The sequence below is a fragment of the Ruminococcus sp. 1001136sp1_2201st1_G3_2201SCRN_220225 genome (genome assembly GCF_040924365.1).
In the GTDB taxonomy this organism is placed as follows: Bacteria; Bacillota; Clostridia; order Lachnospirales; family Lachnospiraceae; genus Blautia_A; species Blautia_A faecis.
Genome location: NZ_JBCOME010000024.1, coordinates 1 through 17,307, shown reverse-complemented (window position 1 = coordinate 17,307; position 17,307 = coordinate 1). Strand labels below are relative to the sequence as shown.

Below are 17,307 nucleotides of genomic sequence, written 5' to 3'. Positions count from 1 at the left end.
ACCATTACCGCTTCATACTTGCTGCTGTCCATATTCTGAAGCACAGCGGCTGCGGACTGGAGGGACACGCTATACTCCGGGGAACAGCCGCCAAACAAAACAGCGATTTTCAATCTTTTCATTGCTCTGCCTGCCTTTCTGCCAAATATTCCTCCAAGCACAGCCCTTTTTCATACATCTCTGTGGCGGCCTCAACGCCAACATACCGATAATGCCATACTTCCTCGGCAACGCCCGTGATGTCGGTTTTATCTCCAGGGTAACGGAAGATAAAACCGTATTTGTAGCTGTTTTCTTGCAGCCAGAAATAAAGATCATAGATGGCTCCGTTGATGTCCACGGCTAAACCAATTTGATGTTCACTGTATCCGGGAACAGATACCCATTGCTTTGCCAGTTCCTCCGCTTCGCTCTGGGAATTTCCCTCTTTGCGGTATCCAGCCACTTTGTCGTCATAGAGCTGCTGCTGCTTTTTCTGCGTGCGGTAACCGGATACGACCATAGGTAGTTGATCCAAATTTCCTTCCTTTGCTGCTTCCAACATCTCCATGAGAGGATCATAGATGCGTTCATCTACTTTCTCACCGCCGGGCACCTCTACCAGTTTTGGCTCGTAGTTTTCGGGGATCGCGTTTTCATAGTTTACCAACACCAAGTTCCAGTCGGTGTCATCATTTGCTGTCTGCGTGTTTTGGGGTGAGCTTTCATCCAAAAGGCCAACTTGCACATCATCAGGCCCCTGCGTTGTGGTGTCGTTTACTTGGGAATTTTCAGGCGATTCTTTATCTCCAAACAATGTGAACGCATATACACAAACAGCCACGACCAGAATGACTGTGGCAATACTTCCCCAAGGAAAGCGCCTCCGCCGCTGCTTTTGCCTCCGGCGATGACCTTCATTGGGAACAGGCAGCATTTTTTCTTCCATCATATAAAGCCTCCTTTCTGAAGGGAACAAAAGCGCCCCTGTCAGCATTTATTGTACTGAACAGCGGCGCTTGAAACTTTAATATGAAGTTGTTTATTTCCTAAGAAAATCCTAATGTAAAGGGGAGATTTTACTTATGTTCTATCCAGCGGCGGTCCGCAGCTTTGCATCGGACAACACTTTCCCTCTCATATGATATTTGTCAACAGAAATCTGGATTTGAAATGTGTAGGCGGTGTTGTTTTTGACATTCAAATCCAGCCGGCCTTCCGCCACCGCCGCGTCAATTCCTTGGGGAATGCCGGGCGTATTGCGGTGAAGGTCGATTCCATGTGTATGCTGTTCTGTAACAGTCAGCGGAGTATGCTTCCCATCATTTTGCTCCTTTCGGTGATTTGTTTCATAAAAGAGCAAATCCATGCTCCTGTCAGTATCATTCTACTGGACAAGAGCATGGATTGTTTTAATAAGAAGTTGATTGACTCCTAAGAAAATGCAAAGTAATTGCTAATTTGACAACGGCAAAGAGACTGTAAATGTAACCACATGATTTTTGCTGGATGCGCTGATTGCCCCGCCATGCAGCGTGACGATCTCCTTTGCTATGGCTAATCCAAGCCCTGTGCCGCCTGTATCAGAGGAACGAGACTGATCTACCCGGTAGAATTTATTGAAAAGAGACGCCAATGCCTCATTTGGAATATCTTCGCCGCTGTTCTGAAACCGAATGATGACTTCATGTTCCAATTTTTCTGCGGAGATCACAATCTCGGTATGTGGGAAGCTATACGATGCGGCATTTTTCAGAATGTTGTTAAATACCCGTGCCAGCTTTTCCGGATCGGCTTCGATGGTCAAGTTCTCGTCAAGATGCAGGGTAACGGTGTTTCCCCTGGGAGCCAAAACAGGAGACAATTCATCCGATAGTTGGACCAGCATATAATAAAGGTCGATGTTTTCCTTGGACAAGGTGATTTTCTGAGATTTATATTTTGTGATCTCAAAGAATTCATTTACCATCGTCTCCAGTCGGTAGGCTTTTTCCAACACGATATGAACCCGCGCAGCCCTCTGCTCAGGGGGCATATTCGGATCTTCCTCCAACAGATTGAGGTATCCAATTACAGATGTGAGTGGGGTCCGAATATCATGGGCCAGGTACATAACCAATTCGTCTTTCCGCTGTTCAGCCAAAGCGGTTTCCATTTTTCGTTCTGCTAAAGTTTGTTTTACAGAGTTTAGCTTCCGCTCAAATGGCAGCATTTCCGATGACAACTGGATTTGCTTTTCATCGTCTGCCAGCAATGACTCTATCCCTTGATTGACCTCTCTGAAATAGCCGGTAACCCATCGGAAAATTCGTACCATGAGGACTGTAAATATTAGAAGAACGGCCACAGCAAAAAAAATTTCTTTATTACCTCGAAAATGGTCACTGTAATAATAAAATGCTGCTTCATGCTTCATGTCGAATACGGTTTCCAGAATCCATACAATCAGATCGCCAATTCGCTGTTTCCAGATGAAAAGATACAGCCCCACCACCACAACGATAGAGGTAATGACATTCATGCAAACTCGTCGAATGAGTTTGGATTGAAAAGCAAAGTATTCGTCTTTTTTATCAACTTTCAATTTTATATCCTACCCCCCATATCGTCTTAATGAATCTGGGCTTGTCCATACTATCTCCCATTTTCTCCCGCAGGTGGCGTATATGAACGGTGATGGTGTTGTTGGATTTGCTGTAATACTCGTCCTGCCAGATTTTGTGAAACAAATCTTCTGAACTGACTACATTCCCGGTATTTTCCAGAAGAATACGCAGGATTGAAAACTCCGTAGGCGTCAGCACCAAGGGCGTTTCCCCCAAAAAGCAAGTATGTGCCTTGATATTCATTGTCAAGGAACCGCAAACAAGATTATCTTCTGATGCGGCAGACGAGGTTTCACCGGTATCAGAATGAGCAGGATTGTACTTTTGATACCGGCGAAGCTGAGACTTTACCCGTGCAATCATCTCCAGAGGGCGAAACGGCTTTGTAATGTAATCATCCGCTCCAAGAGTAAGGCCGGTAATTTTATCAGTCTCAGCATCTTTGGCTGTCAGCATGATGATGGGGTAGGTATGATGTTCCCTGATTTTCTTGCATAGAGTGAATCCATCTATGTCAGGAAGCATAATATCCAAAATTGCAAGATCAATGGGGGTTGTTTCAATGCAGTTAAGGGCTTCTTGAGCCGTATAAAATTTGAATACAGTGTAGTTTTCGTTTTTCAAATAGACTTCTATTAAATCCGCAATTTCTGTTTCGTCATCGACTACTAATATTTTATTAGACATGAAGTCACTCTCCCTTCAAAGAGTATATATTATTATATTATCAAAGCCGAACACAGCACATCCTTATTATTTCATGAGAAAACATTAAGATTTTCCTAATTTCTCACAGATTGCAATATCTTGGGGCTGAATTTTGGCAAGTTAAGAACCCCCTTGATATATTAGTCGTATCTGTTCATCTCTAAGCTATATTATATTTCGTTCTTATTTATTAAGCAATGATTCGCCTATTAAATCAGGTCCACAACCAGAACAATCATACTTGTTTACCAATATAATAAGGTCATTCCACAGCCGGATACTATATCCGTTCTTCAAAAGGGCTTGTCCGCAGTCGATTACGATATCGCCTTTCGGGTCAGTGACCACGTAGGAACTGTGACCTTCGGCGGCTCTGTCTGTGTGACTGTTTTCTTTCGTAGGGTATGGGCTTTCTTCCCTGAGAGAACTGACTGCAAATCCTCCAATCCATATCCTTCGCCCAGACTGTCCATGCGGGCGGCTTTCTCCCAACCAGAGAGCTTCAGTCGATACGATTTTCCGCGCTTTGAGACTTCACAACCATACTCTTGCAACAGCTTCAGCAGTTCTTCAAAGTCAGCAGGACTTTGTGATAATGCGTTGTCAATCACCACACGAAGCAGCTCTCGGTGAGAGGGCTTTGCCTGATCGCCCAGCCATTTGTTATAGCTCTTTCCGTGAGGTTTCGGATTCTCTACAATTGACAGTCCATTCTCAATACAGATGGTGTCACTTAGCCGACGAACCGCCTTGGTGCTGTCCCAAAAGTTTCGGAACTTCCGGTCATATTCTAAGCTGACCGATGACCAGATAATGTGATTATGAATGTGCGACTTGTCTATGTGAGTGCAGACTACAAAGGCATGATTGCCTTTAGTAAAACGCTTTGCAAATTCTACGCCCAGCCGGTTTGCTTCTTCCGGGGTAATCTCACCGGGGCGGAAGGACTGGCGCACATGATAGGCAATCACATCATCCGCGCCACGCACTCGTCCGGTAGCGGCAATGTACTGCCGCTTTGCCAGAAGGAACTCCGCATCCGCAGTCCGGCTGTCACACGCATAGCCGGTAATGAGCCTGCCGTTATCTGTTTTCTTTGGATTGGCCACATAGTCGATGATGTCACTGATCGCCCGACTCTCTGTGCGGCCTTTGCCGACATGAAGTGGCATGATTCTTGTAGTTGCCATAAAAAGCCCTCCTCTCAAAATATTTTCTCTGAACTCTTTGTGCCTATCGTTGAAATAAACTCTCCTTATGGGTATAATATTAATATAAAGAAACTACCAATACCTCAAAGGAGGGATTTTATGATAGAACAGCTAATTGCAGAAGCAACCGAATGTGATTTCAAAGTTGCACTTGAAATAAAGAAACCCAAAAGCTGGTTAAAAAGTGTCAGTGCCTTTTCTAATGGAATCGGCGGAACTCTTTTTTTCGGAATCTCTGATGACAGGAAACCTATTGGCTTGTCCGATGTTCAAAAGGATGCTGAAGCGATCAGTCGCTTAATCAAAGAACGTATCACACCATTACCTCAGTTTATCTTAAAACCATTACAGGAAGATGGTAAAAATCTATTAGCTCTGGAGGTTTCTCCCGGCCGCAGCACCCCATATTATTACAAGGCAGACGGCGTGATGGAGGCATATATCCGTGTTGGAAATGAAAGCGTAATTGCCCCTGATTACATTGTGAATGAATTGATCTTAAAGGGAACCAATCAGTCCTTTGATACCCTAACAACAGACGCGGCAAAAAGGATTACAGCTTTACACTTCTGGAAGCAACCTATCTGGAACGGACCGGTCTCCGCTTTGAGCCATCCGATTATGTTTCCTTTGGTTTGACTGATAAAAATGGACTCCTGACCAATGCCGGAAAACTCATGACCGATCAGCACACGGTTTATAACTCCCGTATGTTCTGTACCCGGTGGAATGGCTTGGAAAAAGGCTCTATCTTTGATGATGCGCTGGACGATAAAGAATACGATATTTACAGTATTCGTTCGATGCGACGAAACCCTGTGATTGCTGACCTGTTCCACCGCATGAAGTACATGGAACGCCGTGGAAGTGGTCTGCGCAAAATCGTTAGTGAGACTGAAAAACTACCAGGATATTCAGAAATATATAAACCTGAATTTTTCTCGACAGCAACAGATTTCAGGGTCATCTTGAAAAATGTAAACTACATCATGTGCGGTGCTTCCGTACATGATGCCGCACATGATACAGCACATGATACATCTGTGATCAGCAAGCAAAACTTGCTATTGGAATTTTGTGCAGACCCTAAAAGTCGAGATGAAATGCAAGCATATATTAATGTTTCCAGTCGTTCTCACTTCAGCAAATATTACCTCAAGCCTTTATTATCTTCTGGTAAACTTGAAATGATGTTTCCATACAAACCCAAAAGCAAAAACCAGAAATACTCTACCGTTCATACCAAGTAAAATAAGAAGCAGGGCATTGGGTCTCATCTCCCATTGTCCTGCTTCTTTTCATTCCAAATTATATTCACATCATTTACCCATACACCCAATCCTGGATCGCAAATTTCAAGCTCTGTACCTTGCCCAGCAGCCAGATCGCAGCCAGCGGCAGCCCCATCGGGCTAATCAAAAATGCCATAACCAGCAAAACTGCACCATTCTGTGGGGCTTTCTCCTTATTCTCATGTAAAAGAAAAGCGTCTGCTATTTCACAGACGCCTAATTTCTTAATATGGACAGCGGATCGGAATGCACCGGTCAATCTTCAATGGCTATTATTTGCCCCCAATCAGGAAGTAGGCTGTCCCGTCTACTTTTACTTCGCTTACGCAGGCATCTCTCCTATATATATTATGGTGACTACGGTTTTTAGTCAATCATTTTTTATATCTATATCTAAAATCCAAAATCACTCAACTCCTTTAATCCTCTCAACAACAGTTCCATTCTTTTCCAAAACACTCCAGGTAAGCACCGGAACCATAGTACAAACCAGCAAACTGATTCCCACTGCAAATAAAAGTGGAAGTAATGGCACTGAAAACGCAATCCCACGATAATTCATTGATTCATAAAGAAGATACGTTGCTCCCATTCCTACTGTTAGCGTAACAAGCCATGCGCCGCCTGCATAGAGAACCCCTTCCCTGACTAGCATTCCAAGAAGCTGCTTCGGGGTCATCCCGATACTCTCCATAACCGAAAGCTCCGTCATCCGGCTCTGCACATTTACTACAAAGGTGTTCATGTAGTTCATGATTCCGATAAAAGCCAGAATCAACACAATCCCGATTCCCACTTGCGGCATATTGCCCTGTGCTTTTTCAATCTCATCTGCATCTTCGATTTTGGATTCCCAGGAAAAGTCTTTTGCATTGCCATTTTCTTCTAATAACGCCATGATTTCTTGCTCTGTATCTCTATCATATTCTTTGTGATATTTTATGCTGGTCTTTAATATAATTGGATTATTGGCAAATGTTTTCACTACCTGATCACTGGCTATAATCGTCGGTGGGTATCCAAGGAGTGCCGTATAATAATTCTCGTCCGTAACTCCTTCTATGATAAAAGTTTTTGTCGTTTGTTGATCTTCATACAAAGCACATGTCACATTTTTTCCTATTACGTCAGCATCTGCGAAATCCAAACCATTTCGATAAACAATACATGCTTTTCCCGAAAGGAAGTCCTCTTTATTGATCGGATGCTCAAGACTGTTATTTAAATAATCAAATTCCTGTTCATCAATTCCGATCAGAGAGGATCCAAAATTCTCAGGATGATTCTGATACTCGTCCTTGTCCTTACTATATGGAGTACTCATCCACTTTGCATAAAATTCTTTCATCCACATCTCAGCAAAATCCGGTTCCCATGGAACTGTAATCTCGGCAAATGTCATAGAATGTACTTCAGAGACTCCGGCATTTTCTTTGATTGACTTCACGAAAGCTTCATCCAGAATATCTCTTCTGTCTTCTGATTTTTCTTTGCATGCCGTATCATTTTTAATAACCATATCCGTATCCATATAATTTGACACTATGGTTCTTGCTGCCTGACTGTCCAGCATGGTCACAATACAAAGGTACACAGACAGACTGACTGCCAAGGACAACAATACCACCGCAGTTCTTTTCTTATCCTTTGTAAACTGCTCCATGGAAAGTCTTGCTATTACTTTCCCCTTTCCTGCTCTTCTTACTTTTACGGTTTTGTGGGTCGGACAATAACCAAGCGCTTCTATTGGAGAGATATCTGCTGCCATTTTTGCTGGTTTTCGGCTGGCCAGAAAAATAGTAACTCCAACCAGTAAGATGGTTGCCAGCAGAACTGCCGGATGAAAACGAACCATATCTGCTCCTACATAACCACTTTTGATTCCAAGTGATTTTACTACAACAGGAATCAGGAAAAAGGATACCACCCCACCTGACAGACATCCAAGTACTGTCCCTGCAGATCCGATAAGAAGCATCTGTTCCTTCATCATCCTTTTTATCTGCTTTTCCGTCATTCCAACCATCTGAAGCAGACCATAATAACGAACTTTTCCAGCTACGGAAAGATACATAATATTATAAATAAGCAGATATGCACACAAACAGGTAACTGTAATCAAGCCAATAAGGCCTGCCAATATCTGAACCGATGCGCCAAGATCTTCCATGAAGAAAAGATTCTGTTGCTTTCCAAGGTTCATACTTTCGATAAAAGCATTCTGCTCTGTTTTTGTCATTATTTTTTGCTTAAAATCCATAAAGTAACGACCGGAAGCTGCCTCAGAAAGCTTCCACCCCGATTGATCATAGAATTCTTTCGAGACATAAAACTGCTTCTTGGGTCCATATCCGTCCCAGATCCCACTGATTCGAAAAGTCCCTGTAAAGATTCCCTCATTTGTTCCATAAGACATAGCAAGGGTATCGCCTACATCAAGATCTTCGTAACCACATTCTTTTAAAGCGGATTGTGTTACCATTATCTCATCCAAAGCTGTCGGATATCTTCCTTCCAGCTTTTCTCTGACCGGCTCCATCATCTGTGTCCAATATCCATCATCTGCCCAGATCAGTCCCACATTCGGTGTGGAATCCTGATCTGTTTTTTCTACCCATCCACAGACTCCCACTGTACCTGTCAGAACGATATCCGGGTTGTTCTCACACATTTGCCTCTGTTCATCCGTCACTCCATACATGATTGCATCAAATTCTGCTCCTGACATACGGATGTTCTGAATTTTCTGAAGTCTAAAATAAGAATCTCCAACTGTGAATATTGTGAATACCAAAAAGGAAGAAAGAAGAACCGCAAGGAGCAAAGTAATGGTCTTTCTCCTGTTTACTTTTAAAGCGTTCCATGCCATCCTTTTGATCACTTTCTGATTCGGATTCTTAAGCATAGGAATCACTTCCCTTCCCGGTATCTCCTACAATCTTTCCGTCCTCAATATGTACGATACGATCTGCAAGCTGTGCAATGTCTCTGTCATGCGTGATAAGAATCAAGGTCTGGCTGAACTGTTTTGCTGCCATTTTCAAAAGTCCAAGTACATCATGGCTGGTAACCGAATCCAGATTTCCCGTCGGTTCATCTGCCAAAATAATGGCAGGCTTCGACGCAAGCGCCCTGGCAATCGCAGCCCTCTGCTGCTGTCCACCAGATAATGTCCCAGGAAGAGCTTCCCTCTTCTCTGACAGCCCTAAAAGTTCGAGTATCCCATCCACATACTCCACATCAACCTTTCTTCCATCCAGTTCCACCGGAAGAATGACATTCTCATATACATTAAGATCCGGGACAAGATTATAATTCTGAAAAATAAACCCGATCTTTCTTCTGCGGAATATGGCAAGCTGTTCTTTTTTCAGCCCCAAAAGACACTTACCCTCTATCAACACTTCCCCTTCTGTTGGCACATCCAGTCCACCCAGCATATGCAAAAGTGTACTTTTTCCGGATCCGCTTTTTCCGATAATAGCAACGAATTCCTGATCTTTCACACGAAAATCTACACCATCCAATGCCTTTACCGTATTTTCACCCATTTGATAGTATTTTTTTAAGCTTCTTGTCTCTACAATGTATTCTTTCATTGGTTTGCCTTCCTTCTTTTGATATTCTATAGAATATCTCCTAAAAATCACAAACCTGTCTCAATTTTTAATTATCACAATATTGTGACAATCCCCGATCGGTTATGTTACGATTCATTCACCTGTAAATACAAGCGAAAACACGCTCCTTTTCCCACTTCAGACTGTACTTCTATGTAGCCCTTCTGAAGTTCCATGATTGTTCTTGCAAGATATAATCCGATCCCAACCCCTGGTTTATCATGCACCTCCGGCTCACGGTAAAATCTTGTAAAAATCTCTGCCTGCCTCTCCGGGGCAATCCCTTTTCCAGTATCAGAAATGCTGATCTTTAAAAATAATTCCTGTCTTTCTGTCTGAATATGGATCTTTCCACCTGGTTCGGTATACTTGAGTGCATTATCCAGAATATTATAAATTGCTTCCTCCGTCCATTTGCTGTCATGACGAATCATCATATTTTCTTCGCAGTTCACATATAGATCAATCCCCTTCGACGCCGCCTCCGGAACCACACCGGCAACTGCGTGGCGGATTGTTTCGTATAGATTTTTGTCTTCCTTATGTATTTGCATAATTCCCGTTTCAAGCCTTGACATTTTTACCATGCTCTGCATTAAAAAATCAATTTTTTCCATCTGCCCTTTGATTTTTCCCAAAAACTCCTGACCGCTTTGCGAAAACTCCTCGTCCTCAAGAAGTTCCAGGTATAGTTTAATATTGGCAATGGGCGTCCTTGTCTGATGGGATATATCAGAAATCAATCCCTTTACTCTTTCTTTCTCACGAAAACCATCTTCTTCTTTTTTCTGAAATACGTGCCCGGCTTTCGCTAATTGTGTTCCTGTTCTTCCCCAGAGGCTATCCTCCAATTCTTCTTCCATATTCCATTCTTTTCCTGTTACGATAACATCTAAAGCATCTTCCACCTTTTCAGCAAACAACTTCGCATCTTTTTTTATCTGGTAGTTTTTCCATAACAATACCATTACTGCTGCAAATAAAATTATCATCATGATACACATCAGCCAATCCATTGATATCCCATCCCATATACATTTGAAATATACCTGTGATTCTTATCTTCAATCTTTCCCCTCAGACGATTCACATTTACTGCCAGTGTGTGCTTGTCCACAAACTGTCCTCCACTGTCCCACAACCGCTCCAATAACAGATCATAAGTCAGAAGCTGTCCTCGGTTCATAAGAAATTGACGAAGCAGACGGCACTCTGTCGGTGTGACGGGGCATTCCTGACCTTTTACCGTCACTCGTGCATGATCCAAATCTATATATAAATACTCATCTGCAAAAATCAGACGATTGACCGAAGCAGTTCTTTTTAAAATGACTTCTATTTTTCTAAGTAAAATCTTCATTGAAAATGGTTTAGTAACGTAATCTTCTGCCCCGGATTCATATCCTGTCAGAGCATCCTCCTCCATATCCCTGGCTGTCAGGTAAATGACCGGAACTTCTTTTTGCTTTTTTACCCACTGGCAAAAAGAGAAGCCCTCGCCATCTGGAAGATTCACATCCAGAAGGACCATATCTATCTGATTCTCAAAAAAAATCTGCTTCCCTTTCTCCATAAAAGTCACACCGTAAACTCCATATCCTGACTTTTTCAAAGAATAACAGATCGCCTGATTCAAATCAGAATCATCTTCTACAACTAATATATTCTGCATATCCTAATTCCTCCGATACAGATTCTCACAAAGAAATCTCTGCATAGCAATGATACCTTTCAGTATTGTACCACAAACTTTTCCTGGATATGAAAAACAAAGAAAGAATCTCAATTTTGTGATTATTCAGTGCACAAAAAAAAATATTTTATAAGTCTTTTCATATAATGAACACCTGACGGGAAACACTTCCTTTATCGAAACTACAAAGACAGTTATTACACCACAATCATGGAACAAATTGGAATTAAGTGGTCGCCACACTACAATTTCCATGATGAAAAAACACAGCATTGATGAAACTACCATCAAAAAGATTGTTGGACATTCTGGAGCTGTGACGCTTACAGAACGTGTCTACACTCATCTTGATATCCTGGTTCTGATCGATGCCATAAACAAAATTGTGGGAGAAAGAGAGAATGGAAAGGAAAAAAATAAACAGAAAAAAGCAGATACTGATAATGCAATAATTATTACTCATATCTGCTTTTCTTATCTTTATCTATTCACTTTAAATCTGGCCACATAGATGCTGTGAGTTTTGATGCATACGTGCTGCCCCATTCTGAAAAAGTCTTTTTTATTTTCTAAGGATGATTCCGCACCTTATTCGCCCCCCGGCATGTTTATATTATACCCCCACCCTAGAGCGTGTTTGAAAAAGGCTTTCTGCAAGATGTGCGTCACAATTTGTGGGAGATTTTGTCCGGATGAAGGCGCCGTAGCGGGCTACGGCAACTGAATTCGGGCAAAATATACCGCAAAGCGGGGCGTGCAGATTGCGGGAATGATTTTTCAAACAGGCTCTAGTATATGTTTCAAGTCCAGTCTTTCCGTACGCATTGTTCTATGATATAATACTTACGTTGTCCAACCGATACCCGACAACGGGAGGAGGTGAACCGCATGGATATTATAATCTCGTTTCTTGTCTCCTGTACGGCAAGCATAATTGCCTACTATGTTTGCAAATGGCTAGATGACGGCAAGTAGGACAACTCTAACCTAGTGGTTTCTTATCCACTATAATAAATAAGAAGAAAGCCCAAGAAGCTGCAACTTCGAGGGCTTTCACTCTTTTGTCCGCATGGACTTATAATCTCTTTGCCTATTGGCATTATATCATATGCATTTTTTGTTTGCAATATACTCAATATATTTTTTTAATGTGTTTCTACTTATATTATATTTATTCATTAAATCTATTTGTTTTATGCTACGATCTGTAAGAAACTTTTTAATATCTTTTTCTAATTCTGGCGACATTTTGTCAAGTTGCCCCTGTTTACGTCCAGACTTCTTGGTACTAGCTGCAATTCCATCTTTTATACCTTTCACTGTGATTTCTCTTTCCTGTTCTGCCCGATCAAGTTCAACAAGAATCAACAGTTCTCAAAGGGTGTCCCACTACGGGTACCCTTTTTCTTTTTGTCCTCTGTCCCGATCTGATTTTAGCCCCCTAAATCTTCACGGTTGCCCCACAGAAAACTCTAATATGAGATTGTCCGCATTTTATCAGTATTTTCCAAATCTGTCAAGCGAATTTGTATGCTACGTGTGTGCTACACGTATGTGCTACGCTTCAAAATTGACCACTTTTTTAGAAAATTTTCAGAATCCAAAACATAAGAAAAACCCCGGAAAATCAAGGTTTTCCGAGGTTTTAATAGTTTTCTGCATTCGATTGAAATTATCGCTTGCTGAACTGTGGAGCGCGACGAGCTGCTTTGAGACCGTATTTCTTACGCTCTTTCATACGAGGATCACGAGTAAGGAATCCAGCTGCTTTAAGAACTGGTCTGTACTCTTTGTCTGCCTCAAGGAGTGCTCTGGAGATACCATGTCTGATAGCACCAGCCTGTCCTGTGTATCCGCCACCATGTACGTTTACAAGTACGTCAAATTTTCCTTCTGTTTCGGTAGCAGCCAGTGGCTGACGAACGATAACTTTAAGTGTGTCTAATCCAAAATACTCATCAATGTCTCTTTTATTGATAGTGATTTTACCAGTACCTGGGGTAAGGTAAACTCTTGCTACTGATTTTTTTCTTCTTCCTGTTCCGTAGAATTTTGCGCTAGCCAATGTTTTCTACCTCCTAATTAAAATGTTAAAACTTCCGGTTTCTGAGCCGCATGTTTGTGTTCAGGTCCGGCATAAACGAAAAGTTTTGTGTACATTTCTCTTCCTAATGGTCCTTTTGGAAGCATACCTTTAACTGCCAGCTCAACAACTTTCTCAGGTTTCTTAGCCATCATCTCTTTTAATGTAGTCTCTTTCATTCCACCTACATAATCAGAGTGATTGTAGTAGATCTTCTGATCCATTTTCTTTCCTGTAACTTTGATCTTGTCAGCGTTAACAACGATTACATAATCACCTGTGTCAACGTGTGGTGTAAACTGAGGTTTGTTCTTTCCTCTTAAAACGCTTGCTACGCCAGAAGCCAGACGGCCAAGGGTGCAGCCTTCAGCGTCAACTACATACCATTTTCTCTCGATTTTATCTGGATTAGCCATATAAGTCTGCATGGTTTTACCTCCTGTTATTTATCAACGATTGTTTGTATAAATGCGAATTCTCGCATATGTTAGTAATATGGAAACGATGGTGCAATTACTGCGGAAATGTCCGAAACCGCTGATAAATACCGTCGCCGGGGCTATTGGCTAAAGTATCTCGCACTACGTCACATTGAGTTATTATATTATAAGCCTCCGTTTCTGTCAACCACTTTTTCCCCATATTTCCATCTTTTTTTCAAAAAGTTTTCCACATTCTTCCTGGATTGCTGATCAGTTTTTCCACAAAGCCAGCTTGCTGTCTCCACCCTATACACGCCTATCCACAACAGGTAGCTTTTGGAACAACGATTTATAAAGTTACTGTTCACTCCGTTCACAGTAACTTTATACACACTTTAATCAGACATTTTATAAATTTTCTCTGGTATTTTTCTCCGCAATGTGCTACATTAGAAAGAATGTATCCACCGGATACACAGTAACTATTTTATTTTTTCAGATAACTATTCAGCAAATACTATTCCGCGAGGCATTTTCACTATGAAAGCCCCAGGAGACAACTGTGAAAGTGCCGCAGGAGGATTCGCCTTTCTGTGCATCACAAAGCGCGTAACTGTAAGAGAACTGAACAGTTACTTTTATTTGAGGTGAAGTTTTCATGATAACATTTTTATCCCGTTTTTTCATCAAAGATTACAAAGACTACAGCTCCCCCCAGGTTCGCCAGTCTTATGGCATGCTCTGCGGAGCTGTGGGAATTGCCTTGAACATTTTTCTTTTTATAGGAAAATGGCTTGCCGGAATCCTAAGCGGCTCTATTGCCATCACGGCGGATGCCTTCAACAACTTATCGGATGCAGGCTCCTCTGTGATCACTCTGGTGGGCTTCAAGCTCTCCGGACAAAAACCGGATACAGAGCATCCCTTTGGACATGGACGCATGGAATATATCTCCGGACTTCTTGTCTCAGTTGCGATTCTGATCATGGGCTTCGAGCTGATCCGCTCCTCCATTGACAAGATCCGCACCCCGGAGCCCATTGAATGCAGCCCAGTTATTATTGCTGTCCTTATTGCATCTATTCTGGTAAAAATATATATGTACTACTATAACCGCACTATCGGTCACAAAATCGACAGTACTGCCATGCAGGCTACAGCTGGAGACAGTTTAAGTGACACAGTTTCCACCAGTCTGGTTCTTCTGGCAACTATCATCAGTCAGCTTACCGGATTGGTGCTGGACGGATGGTTCGGTGTCCTGGTGGGCATTTTTATCTTCTATACCGGAACCACTACAATGAAGGATACCATTGATCCCCTTCTCGGACAAGCCCCGGAGAAAAATTTAGTAGAGGAAATCGAAGAGATCGTTCTTGCCCATCCCCTTGTCCACGGCATGCATGACCTGATTGTCCATGACTACGGTCCAGGCAGACTAATTCTTTCCCTCCACGCTGAGGTTCCCGCCCACGGAGATCTGCTGATTATCCACGATGAGATTGACAACATTGAGCATGAGCTTCAGGACAAACTGAATTGTTCTGCCACCATCCACATTGATCCCATTGTCACAGACAACAAGGAGGTCAATGAAATACGCAGCCAGATTGAAGAAATCACTCGCAATCTGGACCGTCGTCTTTCCATTCACGATTTTCGCATAGTAGAAGGTCCTACCCACACAAACCTGATCTTCGACATAGCGGTTCCTTTCGAATGCAAACTCACCAACGTGGAGATCACAAATCTCCTCAAAGAACGCATCCGCAATATGGATGATGGCAACTATTGTGCCGTGATTCAAATCGACAGAGTATATTCATAAAAAATTCTTTTCCCCATACAAAAAGACTGGTTCTTCATGCAGCTGCATGAAAAATCAGTCTTTTTGTTATTTCGTCCGCACTGCGTCCGCTTTGAAGCACCTTTCCTTATCGAATATTCAAATAAACATCCTCTCTCGTATGAAATCCCCCGTCAATGATCACCTTATCCATATTTTCCGCCGTCACCGCTATTGGATCGATTTTATAATAAGGAATGTCATATGTCCCATCATTGAAGGTTTCTACTGCCTTGTATTCCCCTTCTCCGGAAGTAATATCCTCTCCTTTGCCAAGCGCCACTGCGAACTCGGCCGCCGTATTCGCTTCCTGTTCAATAGGCTTATAGACGGTCATTTCCTGTGTACCTTCCACAATCCTCTGACAAGCTGCCAGATCCGCATCCTGGGCCACCACAGCAACCTTCCCTGCCAGCCGGTTCTCCGACAATACCTTCACTGCCTGACTTGCCAGATCATCATTTCCGCACATCACTCCTACAATATCTTTTGTAACTTCCAAACCCTGAGTCACATAATTTCCGGCCAGCTCTGCCATCCAGTTATCGCAATATCCCGTATAAACCACATTCAGATTACTGCCTTCAATGGCTTTATTGAACCCCCTCACAACTTCATCCACATTTCTGTCTGTAGGAGATCCATTGATGGCAAAAATATTTCCTCCCTCCGGACAAGCCTGGATCAGCGCCTCTCCCATAAGGGTTCCAACCTTTTCATTATCAATGGTAATATACAGATCTGCATTAACATTTTCCACAATGCGGTCATAGCAGATTATATAAATCCCCATTTCCCGGGCTTCCTTCAGCACATCATACAGCGCATTTCCATCAATAGGGATCACCACGATCACATCCATCTTTTTCTTAATAAAATACTCTATCTGGGAAATCTGCTCTTCCACAACACCTCCGGCTACCTGCACATTCACTTCTGCCCCAAGGCTCTGGACCGTAGAAACAAACATATCCCGGTCCCGCAGCCATCTCTCAATTACAAAAGAGTCAAAGCTAAGCCCGATCTGCAGCTTATCTTCCTCTTTTGCTTCTTCCTTCTGCGGCTCCTGAGGCCTACTTCCGCAACCTGCTGCCAATGCAGCTGCCAGGAGCAAAGCCAACGACAAGATCAGCCAACGACACTTTCTCATTTTCCATACCTCGCTTTATACTCACTTGGAGTCATATCCATCTGCTTCTTAAAAATCCTGCTGAAATAATTTGGATCCGAATAGCCGCTCTGGATTCCCGCTTCCTTTACGCTCACATTTGCATCCACCAGAAGCTCTTTGGCTTTATCGATCCGGACTCTGGTCAGATACTCAATAAAATTCTCTCCTGTCTCCTCCTTAAAAATCTTGCTGAAATAATAAGGACTGATATTTACCTGGCTGGACACATCATCCAGAGAAATATCCCTGCTGTAATTTTCCTGAATATAAAGCATGGCCTTCTTTACCGCGGAATTAGACTGATCTTCCTTCTGATCCCGGATTGCCCGGCATACATTTACCATCTTTTCCTGGAACCATTTACGAAGATCCTCATAGGTAGAAAGCGACATGGCAGTATCCAAATAGTCCCTGCGGTAACTAAATCCATAATTGATCGCGCCGCTGTCAAAAGCAATCTTCTCTCCCCAGATAATAAACTCCAGTATTTTCAGGCGGATATTATTCATATCCTGTGAATAATGCTCCACCATCCAGTCACAGAAGAAGTTCACCTCCTGGAGCATCCCCTCCTCATTTCCCTCCTCAAGGCAGCGGAACATTCGCTTCTCATCATTGCCTGGAAAAGCCTCGTCATAGACGCCATTCTGGGAAAGATCCTCTATATGTATTACCC

16 protein-coding genes and 4 pseudogenes are annotated in these 17,307 nt (G+C 42.6%); 3 read left to right on the top strand and 17 right to left on the bottom strand.

Going from position 1 to position 17,307, the window contains the following annotated elements; translation table 11 throughout:
• Window positions 1-2 precede the first annotated feature (2 nt).
• The 6 genes and pseudogenes from AB5642_RS09405 to AB5642_RS09380 all read right to left on the bottom strand — a co-directional run.
• Window positions 3-122: pseudogene (locus AB5642_RS09405) on the bottom strand (D-alanine--(R)-lactate ligase); the annotation flags it as partial.
• Window positions 119-916, bottom strand: coding sequence for a D-alanyl-D-alanine carboxypeptidase family protein (locus tag AB5642_RS09400; RefSeq protein ID WP_173719589.1), 798 nt, complete (start codon window positions 914-916; stop codon window positions 119-121). The gene AB5642_RS09400 and the pseudogene AB5642_RS09405, both read right to left, overlap by 4 nt.
• 153 nt (window positions 917-1,069) lie before the next feature.
• A complete protein-coding gene (locus AB5642_RS09395) occupies window positions 1,070-1,342 on the bottom strand; it encodes a VanW family protein (RefSeq protein ID WP_237925538.1) in 273 nt (90 codons plus the stop codon).
• A 93-nt stretch (window positions 1,343-1,435) separates the two neighbouring features.
• Entirely contained in the window at window positions 1,436-2,563 is a 1,128-nt protein-coding gene (locus AB5642_RS09390; protein WP_202017134.1) for a cell wall metabolism sensor histidine kinase WalK, read from the bottom strand.
• Complete coding sequence (gene vanR / locus AB5642_RS09385) at window positions 2,553-3,272, bottom strand: VanR-ABDEGLN family response regulator transcription factor (protein WP_118582214.1); 720 nt, start codon at window positions 3,270-3,272, stop codon at window positions 2,553-2,555. Before vanR ends, AB5642_RS09390 begins: the two co-directional genes overlap by 11 nt.
• A 380-nt stretch (window positions 3,273-3,652) precedes the next feature.
• A pseudogene (locus AB5642_RS09380) lies at window positions 3,653-4,483 on the bottom strand (relaxase/mobilization nuclease domain-containing protein); the annotation flags it as partial.
• A gap of 120 nt (window positions 4,484-4,603) precedes the next feature.
• Here AB5642_RS09380 and AB5642_RS09375 point away from each other — a divergent pair.
• Window positions 4,604-5,754 (top strand): annotated as a pseudogene (locus AB5642_RS09375) (RNA-binding domain-containing protein).
• A 73-nt stretch (window positions 5,755-5,827) separates the two neighbouring features.
• On the opposite strand, the pseudogene AB5642_RS09370 reads toward AB5642_RS09375, so the two are convergent.
• The 5 genes and pseudogenes from AB5642_RS09370 to AB5642_RS09350 form a co-directional block, all read right to left on the bottom strand.
• Window positions 5,828-5,962 (bottom strand): annotated as a pseudogene (locus AB5642_RS09370) (CD1845 family protein); the annotation flags it as partial.
• 240 nt (window positions 5,963-6,202) lie between these two features.
• A complete protein-coding gene (locus AB5642_RS09365) occupies window positions 6,203-8,701 on the bottom strand; it encodes an ABC transporter permease (protein WP_173719585.1) in 2,499 nt (832 codons plus the stop codon).
• Window positions 8,694-9,395: an ABC transporter ATP-binding protein gene (locus AB5642_RS09360; RefSeq protein WP_173719586.1), complete on the bottom strand. Its 702-nt coding sequence runs from the start codon at window positions 9,393-9,395 to the stop codon at window positions 8,694-8,696. The genes AB5642_RS09365 and AB5642_RS09360 overlap by 8 nt, the downstream gene beginning before the upstream one ends.
• 107 nt (window positions 9,396-9,502) lie before the next feature.
• Window positions 9,503-10,432: a sensor histidine kinase KdpD gene (locus tag AB5642_RS09355; protein WP_173719587.1), complete on the bottom strand. Its 930-nt coding sequence runs from the start codon at window positions 10,430-10,432 to the stop codon at window positions 9,503-9,505.
• The gene (locus AB5642_RS09350; protein ID WP_173719588.1) at window positions 10,420-11,088 is read right to left on the bottom strand and encodes a response regulator transcription factor; all 669 of its coding nucleotides are present in this window, start codon (window positions 11,086-11,088) and stop codon (window positions 10,420-10,422) included. Before AB5642_RS09350 ends, AB5642_RS09355 begins: the two co-directional genes overlap by 13 nt.
• A 241-nt stretch (window positions 11,089-11,329) precedes the next feature.
• Between AB5642_RS09350 and AB5642_RS09345 the strand changes: the two genes are divergently transcribed.
• Window positions 11,330-11,620, top strand: a complete 291-nt coding sequence (locus AB5642_RS09345) for a hypothetical protein (RefSeq protein ID WP_195391694.1) — start codon at window positions 11,330-11,332, stop codon at window positions 11,618-11,620.
• A 102-nt stretch (window positions 11,621-11,722) separates the two neighbouring features.
• On the opposite strand, the gene AB5642_RS09340 is transcribed toward AB5642_RS09345, so the two are convergent.
• From AB5642_RS09340 to rplM, 4 genes are all read right to left on the bottom strand, one after another.
• Window positions 11,723-11,890 carry a DUF6783 domain-containing protein gene (locus AB5642_RS09340; RefSeq protein WP_368371561.1) on the bottom strand — a complete coding sequence of 56 codons (168 nt, stop codon included), beginning with the start codon at window positions 11,888-11,890 and terminating at the stop codon, window positions 11,723-11,725.
• A 323-nt stretch (window positions 11,891-12,213) separates the two neighbouring features.
• Window positions 12,214-12,477, bottom strand: a complete 264-nt coding sequence (locus AB5642_RS09335; protein WP_173717171.1) for a recombinase family protein — start codon at window positions 12,475-12,477, stop codon at window positions 12,214-12,216.
• Between the two features lie 304 nt (window positions 12,478-12,781).
• Complete coding sequence (gene rpsI / locus AB5642_RS09330) at window positions 12,782-13,174, bottom strand: 30S ribosomal protein S9 (RefSeq protein WP_118580486.1); 393 nt, start codon at window positions 13,172-13,174, stop codon at window positions 12,782-12,784.
• A 17-nt stretch (window positions 13,175-13,191) separates the two neighbouring features.
• A complete protein-coding gene (gene rplM / locus AB5642_RS09325; protein WP_117853326.1) occupies window positions 13,192-13,620 on the bottom strand; it encodes a 50S ribosomal protein L13 in 429 nt (142 codons plus the stop codon).
• Window positions 13,621-14,272: 652 nt separating this feature from the next.
• On the opposite strand from rplM, the gene AB5642_RS09320 reads away from it, so the two are divergent.
• Window positions 14,273-15,442 carry a cation diffusion facilitator family transporter gene (locus AB5642_RS09320; RefSeq protein WP_173719576.1) on the top strand — a complete coding sequence of 390 codons (1,170 nt, stop codon included), beginning with the start codon at window positions 14,273-14,275 and terminating at the stop codon, window positions 15,440-15,442.
• 106 nt (window positions 15,443-15,548) lie between these two features.
• Here AB5642_RS09320 and AB5642_RS09315 read toward each other — a convergent pair whose 3' ends face one another.
• Complete coding sequence (locus tag AB5642_RS09315; RefSeq protein WP_173719577.1) at window positions 15,549-16,610, bottom strand: sugar ABC transporter substrate-binding protein; 1,062 nt, start codon at window positions 16,608-16,610, stop codon at window positions 15,549-15,551.
• A partial coding sequence (locus AB5642_RS09310; protein ID WP_368371560.1) for a helix-turn-helix domain-containing protein occupies window positions 16,607-17,307 on the bottom strand: 701 nt, incomplete at its 5' end. The genes AB5642_RS09310 and AB5642_RS09315, both read right to left, overlap by 4 nt.